We start from the raw sequence: 14,129 nt of genomic DNA, 5'->3' as shown, positions 1-14,129 counted from the left end.
TGTTGAGAAAGACAAACTTGGTCATGTACCCTATCCGCATAGTTAATTGGATTCTGGATTAAACATGTTTGAATATAACGGCAAGCAAATCGAAACCGACGCTCAAGGCTACCTATTGGATTACACGCAATGGGAAGAAGGCATGATTGAAATTCTTGCTCAAGACGAGGCGATTGAACTTACAGATGCACACTTAGAAGTCGTACATTTTGTAAGGAGCTTTTACGAAGAGTTCAACACCTCACCAGCGGTTCGCATGCTCGTTAAAGCAATGGAAAAAGCTCATGGCCCAGAAAAAGGCAATAGTAAGTACCTTTTCAAGTTATTCAAAAAAGGCCCTGCAAAACAAGCGACCAAGCTCGCCGGTTTACCTAAACCAGCAAAGTGCTTGTAAAACCTAACCCGCTTTAGGTCATTAAGTTACGTTCAATATAAAATACTGTAGTGCTACAACTACAGTATTTTAAACGCCCCTATGCGTACGTCTTGGCGCTCACTATCTTTAACTTGATGCATCACAACGTTGTCTACTGTTGCGCTCGAAGGGCCAATATAGAGCCAAGCATGTAACTTCTCAATTTGCTGACTCTCTCCGACAACTAACACTTCAACTCGACCATCATTTAAGTTCTTTGCATAACCTGAGAGACCCATAGCTTGCGCCTGCCTACTGGTGTGGTAACGGAACCCAATACATTGAACTACGCCTGACACGACAAAAATATATTGTGAACTTTCCATAACGTTGCCTCATAAATTATATGAATGATATAGTCGAGTTTCTATTCATTCACCGCTTATTGGTGGACTTACTTCGAGTATAACGATTATGAAAGAAATCCCATTTCGTTGGATTGACAAATATCTCATTCACCTAAAAATCCAAGAAAAGTTCTATCTACTCTTCTTATTGCCACTTCTCGCCCTGGTTATATTAACTCTCGTTTTAGATAATGCCGCGGACTCTTTACTTGCTCACCTTTATCAAGAAGAAATGCTCTTGATGAAAGGGCTTATCGAAGCGGGTCAACTCACTAAAGATCAAGTAGCTCAGCTTGTCAGCAGCTCTGAAACCATCTCTTTAGGCTACGGTGCTGGTTCTGTTTCAGTGATGAATGGAGCGTTCAGCCTAGTTGCTAACCATGACCAAAACCTTTGGTCTGCTCTATCGACGACTCAGGTTTCTATCATCGCTGTAACCCTAACGCTTATCGCACTAGGTGTTTACTACATCATGACCTTTATTGGCGGCGCGATGTTCTCTATGAACAAAGCTCTGAACACGCTTGCGAATGGCGACTTAACTTGCCGCATGAACTACTTCTTAGTTCGTGACGAGTTCAGTGAAATCGCGATTACAATCGATAAAGTTGCGGAGCGTGAACAAAACATGGTTCTATCAATCCAAGAGTCTGTCGCTCTCATGCAGCAGATCAGCTCGGACTTGAACCAGTCAACACAACAAAGTTCAGACATCTCAGGTAACCAACAAGAACACCTGAATAGCTTAGCAAGTGCAACGGAACAAATGGCGGCTACCATTCGCGAAGTCGCTACCCTTGCTCATGCGTCTAGCTCACAAACGATGGACGCTCGCGGCGTTGCTCAGAGCGGTCAAGTCAAGGTTTCAAATACACTGGAGTCTATCTCTAGCCTATCTCAAGAGATCCAGTCCGCTTCACAAGCAGTAGAAGAACTGGATGCCAACGCGGCGCAGATCGATGAAGTAGTCACAACCATCAACGGTATTTCTGAACAGACTAACCTGTTAGCGTTGAACGCAGCTATCGAAGCCGCACGTGCTGGCGAGCAAGGTCGTGGATTTGCTGTTGTTGCCGATGAAGTTCGTGCCCTTGCCGGTCGTACTCAGCAAGCAACGGTTGAAATCCAAAGCATGATTGAATCATTACAACGTAACAGTCAATCACTGACCAAGCTGATGGAAGTCACGGTGAACAATGCTAACGAAGGCCAAACACTGATGTCAGAAGTGAACGTCGAGATCGGTTCATTAGCGGAAAAAAACCAGTCTATTTCAGATAGCAGCACTCAAATTGCTACCGCGGCTGAAGAACAAGGCGTAGTCGCTGACAACATTGCACAGAGTGTTGAAGAGATTCGTCATCAGTCAGACAGTATCTGCGAGATGATCAGTAAGAGTAATTCCAATGTTGACCAACTTCGTAAACAAAGCGATACGATGGAAGGTTTGCTGACAGGTCTTAAAGCTTAATACTGATATCCACCACAATGTGTTGATTAATCATTACTAGGGCTGCTTCTGCAGCCCTTTCTTATTTGCTTTTCACCTGCACTTCCCCGACAATACCCCTCCTTCAAATTCAACAAACAGAGTAAATTATGACTCCTTCAATTCATCTAGCTAAAGGCCGAGATAAATCACTACGCCGCAAACACCCTTGGGTATTTTCACGCGGTATCGATAAGGTCGAAGGCGAACCAAAACAAGGTGAAACTGTAGACGTATATGCTCAAAATGGTCAGTGGCTTGCAAAAGCGGCTTACTCACCAGAATCTCAAATTCGAGCTCGTGTTTGGACATTTGAAAAAGAAGAGATCAACAAGGCGTTCTTCGTAAAACGAATTCAAGACGCACAGTCTTTACGAGAAGACATTATCGAACGTGATGGTCTAACGGGCTACCGCCTAACGGCCGCAGAGTCTGATGGCTTACCAGGTATCACAATCGACAAATACCAAGACTTTCTTGTTTGCCAACTGCTAAGTGCTGGCGCTGAGTTTAACAAAAGCGTATTGGTTGAAGCGTTAATCGAGTGTTTCCCTGACTGCAACATCTACGAGCGTTCAGACGTGGCAGTTCGTAAGAAAGAAGGCCTAGAACAAGTTGTCGGCGTTCTTCATGGTGAAGAGCCACCAAAATCTATCGTGATTGAAGAAAATGGCGTTAAAATCAGCGTGAACATTATGGAAGGCCACAAAACAGGCTTCTACATGGACCAACGTGATAGCCGCAAAGAATCGATGAAGTACGTTAAAGGCAAAGATGTCCTTAACTGTTTCTCATATACAGGTGGCTTTGGCCTTTACGCACTTAAAGGCGACGCGAAGCGTGTTATCAACGCTGACGTATCTCAACTTGCTCTTGATACCGCTAAATTCAACGCTGAACTTAATGAGTTTGATATCTCGAAAAAGCGCGCTGTATTCCTAAACGCTGACGTTTTCAAACTGCTTCGTGAGTACCGTGATCAAGGCACTAAGTTTGACGTAGTGATTATGGATCCGCCAAAATTTGTTTCAAGCAAGAATAACCTAACTTCAGGCGCCAACGGCTATAAAGACGTTAACATGCTTGCAATGCAAATCCTGAAACCAGGCGGCACTCTACTCACCTACTCTTGCTCTGGCTTAATGGGTACTGATTTGTTCCAAAAAATCATTGCTGATGCAGCATTAGATGCAGGCCGCACTGTTAAGTTCGTAGAACGCTTCGAGCAAGCAGCTGACCATCTAACTGACACTGCTTACCCAGAAGGCTTCTACCTAAAAGGTTTTGCTTGTAAGGTTCTTTAAATACAAATTACCAGTCTAAGAAACAGCGTTACAGTTCATAAAAAACCGAGATTCTTCAATCTCGGTTTTTTATTAGTATCAGCAAACTCAATCGTCTTTAATAACTAGGATGTCAGACAAACTATTCGTCAAGTCTGCAGCGGAGAGGCCATCAAATTCAATTTTAACTTGCTGCCCATCTTTTTCTACAACCATGGCGGAGTTAACTTCGCCTCCTTCAACCTCGATGTTGTCTAACAACTCAGTGACTTGTTGTTGAGTTGGCGCATCAGCAAATAAGTCAGACAAATCAACCTTATCTCCTTCCGCGATGCTAAAATCGGAGATTCGATCGGTACTTCCATCTAAATCACCATCAACCCACTTGAATATATCAGCGTCATCACCACCAATAAGGATATCGTTTCCGAGACCACCAATCAGCGTATCTTGACCAACTCCACCTTTAAGTGCGTCATCACCACTCCCACCATCTAAGTAGTCATTACCAGTACCACCATCGATAGCGTCGATACCTGCTTGTCCGTAAACTGTATCGTTACCGTCACCAGTGAAAGCAATATCGATGCTGTCATTCTTATTCATACTTGGTCTATAACTATCGCCTTCCGATACAAAATCATCACGCTCAGCCGCACCGTCTTTAGGGTTCTTGGCTAATGACTCACTCCCCCCAAGGTAAACCGTGTCGTTTCCACCTCCTAGTTGAACGTAGTCACCACCTTTGCCAACATCAACAAGGTAATCGGTGTTTGTATTATCAAACGTTGATGTTCTCTCATTTTCTGTATTCCCAGCAGAGAATTGATGCTTCTGCCATTGAAGGTCAGCTCCATCTACGGTAATCGTGTCGGTGACATCTCCAGAAGAACTAATCGCGGTTGGTGTTACGGGCTCAGGAACCTCGATTTCTGCAGTTGCCGTAGAGCTTGCAAATTTGTCCGCTCCCGTAACATATTGCTCTTCACTAACTGCTTCAACTGTAATACCAAAATCACGATTTCCAGTATAATCCGCCGGGAATACTAATTGAGCACTTACCGTCCCCACAACTCCAGCTGCATCAACAGCAAGTGCAAGTATGTAATTACTTGTACCATTGACTGGCGTTTGCAGTACTCCATCTACATACAGTTTCGCCCCTGACGGAATACCACTCACCGTAACCGAATCACCTTTAATGATTTCACTGCCATCCGCATCTTGCAAAGAAACCTTTATATCGACAGGGATTTCCTGTTGTTGAACAATACGATAGCTTCCATCTATGTTGTTTAGTTCAACGATAGCATCAGAGAAAATCAATCGTTCAATTTCATATAAGTGGTCTCCATTTTCATCAGAAGGAGTATATTGATCATTAGGTGTATCGGTCCCCTTCGTATCTCGCACTAGCCAGTGGCCGACACCTCCACCATGATCGCCTAGATCTGTGATTATGTACTGAGAAACTGGACCTGAGTAAATTACAGTGTCATACCCATCGACACCTATATCACTGGTAGTTTCATCACCTTCAATTTTGTCATTTCCAGCGCCTGATACGAACCAATCGTTGCCCGCACCACCTATATAGTGGTCCGAGTCCTGACTTTGGTCACCAACATAAAGCTTGTCCTTAGATCCGCCTTGATGTAAGTGCTCATGAATATCCGCGTTAAGTACTCTGCCTTCCTCAAAACCATCTAATTTAAGTTCTGTAAGTAGTGTGTTTTTCTCTGTAGTAGTCAACTGGGAGAACCCAACAAGTTCTTGATATACGTCGATACCGTTGGAAAAGGTAATATCCCCAATGGAAACAGCTACTAATGGGGCATCAGCCACAGGCGTAATATCTACCGTAAGCGTATGCTCTTCTGACGTACCATTCTCGTTTACAGCCTTGAACTTAATTTCAGCGTAGTCATTCGATTTATTGCCTACACCATCAACATTAAAGCCGTCATAACCAGATTCGTTAGCATCTGGATTAAAGCCGATCACGCCTGAAATTAATTGAGCCGATGTAATCTGACTCGAGTTTAGTGGCTGCCAATTTGGCTCTTGAACAGTACCAAGGTTAATCACCAACGCTCCATCGAGTGGTTGATGAGTTATCACTATATCGTTGCCAGACTCAATCCCAAAATCATCAATCGATAGCACTAAAATAGTATCTTCTTGTCCAAAGGCTTCCTTACTCTCAGCATCCGGTCCAACAGACACTGGATGAACAATCAAGTCGAAGGCCCCGCTCGAAATCTCACTGGTATCGCCGACAATCTCGTCTGAAATAGCTTCAATCTTAACGCTATAAGTGCCTGGCTCATCAACCTGAATCATCAGATCAGTGAGCACTGTTTCGGCAGTACCATTTGATGTTAACCAAGCAGATATATCAACTTCACCATCAGCATTAACAACAAGCTCCTGATCTCCAAGTTTAACAATTGAACCTTCAGGCAAACCGGACACGACGAGTCTCAATGTCTCTGAACCATCGGTATCAACAAGCTGCGTAGTGATCTTAGAGACATTGATAAAGGTATCTTCCAGCCCTTCATTAATATCGAACGCTGGGTAATAACCACCCTCTAAGGATTCATGTTCAACCTGTGCCCCGATATTAACTTTATCCTCAAGCGAACTTACATCCGGAACAATATCGAAGTTGTCCGTGTTAAAGTCTACGGGTTCATTACCACCAACTGCGACACTGATAGTGGCATTACCTGGACCAGCCTCGTTGTCGTGGAATGCAGTAATTGTGTACCAACCAGATGCCGATGGTACAAAGGCTGAAGACTCATAGGTACCGCCTCCGCCCCAAGTTTGAGAGGCCATGGTTTCACCACCGACTTCAAGTCTAAATGAATCATCTGCATGACCGCTAAACACGTATGACTCACCAGCAACTAGGAATACCAAACCAGTAAGTTTGCTCGAAATGTTTTCGATAGCTGGAGAGTTCTGAGTGCCAAAGTCTGGCGTCTGTGTAACTTCTGAAGTGTTGGCAACACCTGCAGACTCGATTGCTTGTTCAACAACGTCCGGAGCGACACCGCTACCATTGTTGTAATCAAAGTCTAGGTTCTCCCATTGCTCTAACTTAAAACCTTCATCTAAATCTACATTTGGTGATTCTACAACTAACTTGGCAAGTGTCGTATCAGGGCGAATATCAATCGACATCGTCGTACTAGAGCTGGTGTTGATGCCATCAGAACTGTGGTAGTTAAACTCCGCATAATCTTGCTGATTATTACCAGTTACTACATTATCTTCATCAAACATTGATGTACTAGATTCATAGCTTACTGGGTTGAATATCAAGAAACCTTGTTCTACCTGCTCTTGGCTTACTGATACACCTGTACCAATCGTTTCAGTATTTAACAGAACCCATTCATCAGTAGATTCGTTGTACAGATACATATCACCCGCACCTGGAGCACTAGTGATAACAATCGACAATTCGCTGGAATCTGCATCAGAAACGTTGAAATCGGCCCACTTAAACGTAATCGATGAACCTTGGGCTTGTGCCTCATCGCCAATGACATGTGAGTCCTGTGCTTGCGGTGCTTCATCGTTATCAATGATCGTCGCAATACCTTGCTTACCATCCACTTCGAGCGTGAAGTTCTCATTTAACTCATCAATGCCGTCTTCGTTAGTTGGTACCTTGATGTCAAACGACGTTACTCCCGCAGGCACAACAAGCTGACCATTAACAAGCGTCACGCCCTCAGTGAACTCTACGTTGTCGGTGAAATCTTTGTTATCACCGAGCTCGGCAGAACCTGAGTTTAACGACCAGTCGAATCGAGTCTCTTGGCTGCTTGTGTTAACTAGGTTCACGGTGAAGACGGCTATATCGCCTTCAATTACTTGTTCATTATTTAGATTAACCGCGTTGCTCACTGTATCGATAATTGGAGCTTCATCGTTATCAGTAATGCTACCCACAGAGGATTCACCACCAACAGTCACGGTGTAGGTTTCAGCGATCTCATGGAGACTGTCATCAATTGTCGGAATCAAGATTGCAAAGTCCTTCACTCCAATTGGGACAATCAGTTTTCCACTTTGCTGATCATAGGTGACGCCATTAGTAAAACGAACCTGACTCAAGTCGAGATCTTTTTCTTCACCCGAATCATTCGCAGCATCCGTGTTCTTACCAAAAGTAACGTCCAATACAGACTCAACAAGTGCACTTGAATCCAGAATTACTTTAAAGCCAAGATCATCACCTTCAACTACTGAGTCTGCTAGCAGGTCTACAGACGCAACACTAGAAGGAGTCGGTAAAGGGTTGACGATAACATTAACTTCAGCACTCGCGATTTGGCCATTATCATCAGTAACCTGATATTTAAACGTTGTTTCACCGACAAAATCATCGCCAGTTAAATCAAAGTATACGATGCCGTCTTTGATATACGCATTACCTTCCGTTTCACCGTATACATAGGTAATACGTAGATTGTCGCCATCTGAATCGATATCGTTATTTAGAAGCTCAGAACCGATAATGCCAGCAAGCTTCGATGTTGGAATCTCAAGAATGCCGCCTTGATTCACTGCATACGCGCCTTCACTAGAGGCTTTAAAACCAGTTAGGAAGTAATCTGACGCATCATTATCATTCGTTGCTTGGTTGGAATACTCAGTTGCTTCAAATACCACAGTATCAAACGCGATTGGAGTACCATCAGGACCAAGCGGTGTTATTTCGTAAGTACCTTTATTGTTACCGTCTTCAGCAATAAACGTATCACCTGCAACCGCTACGCCATTGAGGTACGCTACCCAACTGCCTTGTTCATGGTTATCAGTGAAATCACCGTCATTACCTTCGTTTTTAAACAAGTTAGATACTGAAAATGTAAACTGAGTAGCAGGGCTATCTAAGTTGATTTCAAACTTCTCAGATTGCTGCTCTGCACGATCATATTCAATCTGAGCACCCAATCCACCTACTTTGCCGGCAACACCAATCTTAATGCCGCTGTGTGCGAAGTCTTTATCTTGGCCATTGAAGCTAGCATTTAGCTCAGCGCCTTCGGCTGACCATGGAGAGTCGTTGTCTTCACTGAACTCACCCAGTTTAACTTCGAAGCCTTGCGGATCGTTATTCGCATTCAGGTCACCAGACTTATCGATAGTAACTGTCTTAACTTCACTTTCGTTACCATCACTGTCTACCGCTTTATATTCGAATGAATCTGACGCCTTAGCTTCAAGAGAAGTCAGCTCCCAGTTACCTGGTCCTTGTGTGCTTGCTTCCACCGAAACAATCTCAGCACCTTCAGGAGCGACAATCGTGACATTTTGATTATTGTGGGTGTCATCATAAAGGAAGGTTTTGTCTTCTGTGACACCATTACCATAATCAAAGGTGACTGTAATCTCGGCTCTTGATTGAACACTATCATCAGCATTTGGGGCAAACCAGCCACCCAAACCGCTTAGACCAACCGTTACTGAGTCCGCTGGACGAGAAGAGAAATCAATGTTGATTACCTCATCTTGGTGAATACCGCGATTAGTCGATGCAATACCGAAACCCATATGGCCTTGCTGGCTGTTGTTCTGTACTAAAGGCTTGGCGTCAACGTTATTTCGACCTTCCGAGGTAATGGTGACGACATCACCATTATCAAACTTCAGTTCGCGAGTATACGCATCTACTTCATCACCCCAGTTATGAAACTCTGCAGTGCTATGAGGGCCTTTATCTAATGTGGATGTATCATCAACACCTAAGAAGAAGCCTGTTGATTCTTGGTCATCTTCATAAACGATGTTGTTAGGATCTGCATACGTCTGCCCAACTACCACTTCAACCTTGTTATTACCATCGACATAGTAAAGAGTTCCTGAATCAGGCAGCTCTGTGATGATCACGCCGAGATTTGTATCTGCGTCATTATCGTTATCATCTTCATTATCAGAAATATGGTCTGTACCATCACCTTCGATAGTCCCCATCCCGGTATCGAAAATAACTTGCGAAGAGCCATCTGCATTGAGAGAAATAGAGAAGTCTTCAGCTTTTGGCGGGTTATCATGGCTATCGTCAATAGCTACATTTTTATCAGCACTAGAAGTATCTAGCTTCTCAAATACATCGGTACCATCTTGGGTTACGGATACAACACTAACGTTAAACTCTTGTCCAACTTCGTATTCGTTGTCTTGTTCAGTTTGAATCTCAAAGGTCGCTGTATTTGTATTTGCGTCTACGTTTACAGTTATAACTTCAACAATATCTTCATTGCTCGCATTTGTGTAAGAGTACTGAAGAGTAACCACACTATCTTCAGGCACTTGCTCACTTAGCGTAATCGTAAATGGACTTGTCTTATCACCCTCAATAACTGAATCGGGACCAGTCAGCCCAACTGTAACGGTATCTTTGTCGTTTGTGTCTGTCTCATCGACAATCTTAGCTGTACCTGAGTCCTGTTTGTCATTTTCAACAAACTCACTAGTTGAGCTAGCTTTTAGGGTTACAGTCTCTTCACCCTCAAGCAATTTATCATCAAGAACCTTGATGAAGACTTCTAAGCTACCCGAGCCGCTAGCAATAATTAGATCGGCAAGCTCCTGCTCTGAAAGCGCTTTATAATCTTGTCCATCTTTAACGTAAATATTGTCTTCGTAATCGACACCTTTAGTTGCAGAATCCCCTGCAGCCCCTAGTGTAAGAGCAAGACCAACGTTCTCAGAGACAAGCTCATCTAGGTTGATTTCAAAAGATAGGAACGCTTCTTCTGCTTCTGTCACTGGTTGGCCTGCCTTAACAGTTAGCTCGGCGACAGGTAATACATCAACATTCACTACAACCGTATCTGTACCACCGTTACCGTCCGACACGGTAACAACAAATGAATCATCTCCATCAAACTCGTTGTTCGGAGTGTACTTCCACTCGCCAGTTTCAGGGTCGATCTCAACACTACCGTTTGTAGGTTGGCTCACCGTGTAAGTCAGGTCAGTGTCGTCAATATCAGTTGCAGTAACCTTACCAGATACAGAATTATCCTCTTTAGTCGATACACTTATTTGATCAGTATCGCCAATCGGCACTCCATCTTTGACAAATATTGGGGCATCATTTTCTGGAGTGACATTAATCGTAACCACGGCGGTATCAGTACCACCTTTACCGTCAGAAACTGTGTAAGTAAACGTAGCGATACCATTGAAGTCATCCGCTGGAGTGTAACGAACGGTTTGAGAACCATCTTGTAGCTCAATTAACTCAACCTGACCGTATGTTGGATCAATCACTAAACTATCTAAAATAATTAACGTATCACCATCAACGTCAGAATCATTCGAAAGTAACTCGCTACTAGGGATATCGAGAGTTATATCTTCTTGTGTCTGAAGGCTTTTAATCACTTCTTGAAATTTGATATTGTCTAGATAAGTCCCACTCTTGTCGCCTTCAGTACCAACTTCTCTAAATGAAAGGTTATTTGAACCATCTCCACTACCACCTAATAATTCCAATAACTGAGTTTGCATTATGTTGCTTTCAGGGGTGATCGTAGCAATGACTTCGCCGTTCCAAATGACCTCAAGCTCAGCACTCGGCAATCTTTCGTACATTGCCGTATCAAAAGACAGTTGGTATAGGGTACCGCTTTCCACACCTTGAATTTGTTGGGTAAGGGTTACATTGTCACCGTTACCTTCCATATCAATCATACGATCGCCGTCTGTTTCATCAACAGCATAGCCTTCTTGAACTGAATCTAAAGCACCAGTTCTTGCATCGTAGGACCAACCATCTAGTTGGTCGATTCGAGAACCCCAACCGGCATTTGATACCGATTCATAGTCTTCAAAGCTACCATTGACGATCAGGTTATCACCTAATTCTCTTGAATCATCGTTCGCGATAGGGTCATCATTTACTGGTGTTACATTAACGGTCACTGTCGTAGTGCTTTTTTCACCATGAGTATCAACAATGGTGTATTCGAAAGTCGCTTCACCATTGAAGTCTTGGTTAGGTTCAAACACGACATTGCCATCTATCAGCTGAACAGAACCGTTTGTAGCATCGGTTGCGTTGACAGAAAAAATGGTTATGTCATCCCCATCAACATCGAAATCATTGGCTAGCAGCTCACTACCACTAATAGTAAGAGCCTGATCTTCTTCCGTTATGAGTTTGGGTGCATCTATTCCGGTAACTGTAATGTTATCGATGAACGCACCAAGCGAATCAGATTTACCCGCACCAGCAAAAGCGATTAAAGTAGCATCACTACTAACATCAAACTCAGCATTTGCTTGATACCAACCTTTGTTATCCGGACCATCTAGTGTTACAGAAATGCCTTCTGGAGCAGTCACTGTTCCATCCGCATGCAGCGTAATAGTTGTATTCCCAACAGTAAAAGTCATATCAGACGACGAGTTGCCGTCTTGGCGAGGGTTATAATCGAACTCTACCCTCAAAGAGTCTTGATCCGACGTATCAATTGATGTCGTCATCACCGTGTTTTTATGTGGGTCTAGCTCTGCGTAAAAATCACCGTCGGTAGCATCAACAATTAAGCCGTCTCGCTCAATCTCTATACCATTAGTAAAGTCCCATACCTCTGATGGGTCTTTAGAAACAACCGTCCAACCCGCTGGGTTTGCCATATTTTCGAATGACTCAGTGAGCAATATGGTTTCTTGAACGTTTTTGTAAGAATCACTGATGGCTACAGGCGCATCGTTGACTGGCGTCACCGTCAAGTTGAACGTGCTGTCTACCGGTGTGCTGCCATCTTCGTTGCCGTCTTCAACGTTAATATCGAAAGACGCCGACGTGGTTTCGCTGCCGTCATGTTTAAACGTCACTTTACCCGCCGCCAACTGCGCCACCGTAAAGCTGCTCGACTCGACGCCGTTCACTAAGATTGTGCCGTTACTCTCGTTGCTGACCGTGAAGCTCACGCCTGTGTCCGTATCGTCAACGTCCGTATAGCCAAGATCTGCCGCCGTGATCGTGTAGCTGCCTGCTTCATCCATTTCACCCAACAGATCGCCTGTCAGCTCCGGCGCATCATTCACTGGCGTCACCGTCAAGTTGAACGTGCTGTCTACCGGTGTGCTGCCATCTTCGTTGCCGTCTTCAACGTTAACATCGAACGACGCCGACGTGGTTTCGCTGCCGTCATGCTTGAACGCCACTTCACCCGCCGCCAACTGCGCCACCGTGAAACTACTAGACGCGACGCCGTTCACTAAGATTGTGCCGTTGCTCGCGTTGCCGACCGTGAAGGTCACGCCTGTGTCTGTATCGTCAACGTCTGTATAACCCAAGTCAGCTGCCGAGATCGTGTAGCTGCCTGCCTCATCCACTTCCGCCGCCAAATCGCCTGTTAGTTCCGGCGCATCATTCACTGGCGTCACCGTCAAGTTGAAAGTGCTGTCTACCGGTGTGCTACCATCTTCGTTGCCGTCTTCAACGTTCACATCGAACGACGCTGACGTGGTTTCACTGCCGTCATGTTTGAACGTCACTTCACCCGCCGCCAACTGCGCCACAGTGAAATGGTTCGACGGAACACCACCGACTAAGATTATGCCGTCACTCGCGTTGCCGACCGTGAAGGTCACACCTGTGTCAGTATCATCAACGTCCGTGTAGCCTAGGTCCTCAGCCGTAATGGTGTAGCTGCCTTCTTCATCCACTTCACCCAACAAATCACCTATCAGCACTGGTGCATCGTTCACAGGAGTGATATTAAGCGTAACTTCTGCTTCGTCTTCCCCACCGTTCCCATCGGTCACTTTATATTTAAAAGTTGCCTCCCCGTTATAGTCGGTATCCGGTGTGAATGTAATTGTATTGTTTGTGTAGTCGACAAACAGCTCACCATTAGTCGCGGAGGTAATTGAACCCACAACAATTGAGAGCTCATCACCATCAATGTCAGTATCATTCGCCAACAATTCATCAAAAGAAATCGTGATAGACGTGTCTTCAGCAGTAACAAGTTTAGATTGATTAATACCTGTCACTGTAATGTTATCTAACAACGCACCGTAGCTATCTGAAGCACCAGCGCCTGCAAATGTAAGGTCCGTAACGTCCCCTTGGACTTCGAACTCAGCCGTGATCTTATACCAACCATTTGCGTCAGGTTGCCCTATTTGGACATTAAGTCCGTCGGCACCCGATAGAGTTCCATCGGCGTGAACAGTAACTAACGTGTCACCGACTTTAAACGTCATGTCAGAAGATGAATTACCGTCTCGTCGAGGGTTGTAATCAAATTCAACACGAACGCTATCTTGGTCTGACGTATTAATACTTGTTGTGATCGCGGTGTTTTGATGAGCATCAAGCTCAGCGAGGTAGTCACCGTCTGTCGCTTCAGCTATGAGACCGTCACGCTGAATCTCTAGACCATTTGTTGCTTCCCAATCACCCAGTTCGTCGCCAGTTACTACTGTCCAACGACCTGTGTTTGTCATGTTTTCAAAGGACTCAGAGAAGAGCAGCGTCTCACTATGAGTTTCATATGTGTCATCAATCGCTACTGGGCCCTCGTTCACGTTGCTCTCTTTCAGGG

5 protein-coding genes are annotated in these 14,129 nt (G+C 44.5%); 3 read left to right on the top strand and 2 right to left on the bottom strand.

The features are described 5' to 3' along the window. The first annotated feature begins 64 nt into the window (after positions 1-64). Entirely contained in the window at positions 65-394 is a 330-nt protein-coding gene (locus AB4482_RS04720; RefSeq protein ID WP_017057205.1) for a TusE/DsrC/DsvC family sulfur relay protein, read from the top strand. Between the two features lie 59 nt (positions 395-453). Here AB4482_RS04720 and yccX read toward each other — a convergent pair whose 3' ends face one another. Beyond that, positions 454-741 carry an acylphosphatase gene (gene yccX / locus AB4482_RS04715; RefSeq protein WP_372180600.1) on the bottom strand — a complete coding sequence of 96 codons (288 nt, stop codon included), beginning with the start codon at positions 739-741 and terminating at the stop codon, positions 454-456. Positions 742-829: 88 nt separating this feature from the next. On the opposite strand from yccX, the gene AB4482_RS04710 reads away from it, so the two are divergent. Both AB4482_RS04710 and AB4482_RS04705 read left to right on the top strand, forming a co-directional pair. Next, positions 830-2,233, top strand: a complete 1,404-nt coding sequence (locus AB4482_RS04710; protein ID WP_372115342.1) for a methyl-accepting chemotaxis protein — start codon at positions 830-832, stop codon at positions 2,231-2,233. 128 nt (positions 2,234-2,361) lie between these two features. Beyond that, complete coding sequence (locus tag AB4482_RS04705) at positions 2,362-3,555, top strand: class I SAM-dependent methyltransferase (protein WP_017059708.1); 1,194 nt, start codon at positions 2,362-2,364, stop codon at positions 3,553-3,555. Between the two features lie 87 nt (positions 3,556-3,642). Here AB4482_RS04705 and AB4482_RS04700 read toward each other — a convergent pair whose 3' ends face one another. Continuing rightward, a complete protein-coding gene (locus tag AB4482_RS04700) occupies positions 3,643-14,112 on the bottom strand; it encodes a tandem-95 repeat protein (RefSeq protein WP_372180598.1) in 10,470 nt (3,489 codons plus the stop codon). Positions 14,113-14,129: the final 17 nt, after the last annotated feature.

The sequence above is a fragment of the Vibrio sp. 10N.222.55.C7 genome (assembly GCF_041473335.1).
GTDB classification, from domain to species: domain Bacteria; phylum Pseudomonadota; class Gammaproteobacteria; order Enterobacterales; family Vibrionaceae; genus Vibrio; species Vibrio crassostreae_C.
This window is presented reverse-complemented; position numbering and strand designations above follow the sequence as displayed.

What these genes read in the sequence shown, in the direction of transcription:
- AB4482_RS04705 (WP_017059708.1), top strand. Translation starts at nt 2,362, where the DNA reads ATGACTCCTTCAATTCATCTAGCTAAAGGCCGAGATAAATCACTACGC.
- AB4482_RS04710 (WP_372115342.1), top strand. Translation starts at nt 830, where the DNA reads ATGAAAGAAATCCCATTTCGTTGGATTGACAAATATCTCATTCACCTA.
- yccX (WP_372180600.1), bottom strand. Translation starts at nt 741, where the DNA reads ATGGAAAGTTCACAATATATTTTTGTCGTGTCAGGCGTAGTTCAATGT.
- AB4482_RS04720 (WP_017057205.1), top strand. Translation starts at nt 65, where the DNA reads ATGTTTGAATATAACGGCAAGCAAATCGAAACCGACGCTCAAGGCTAC.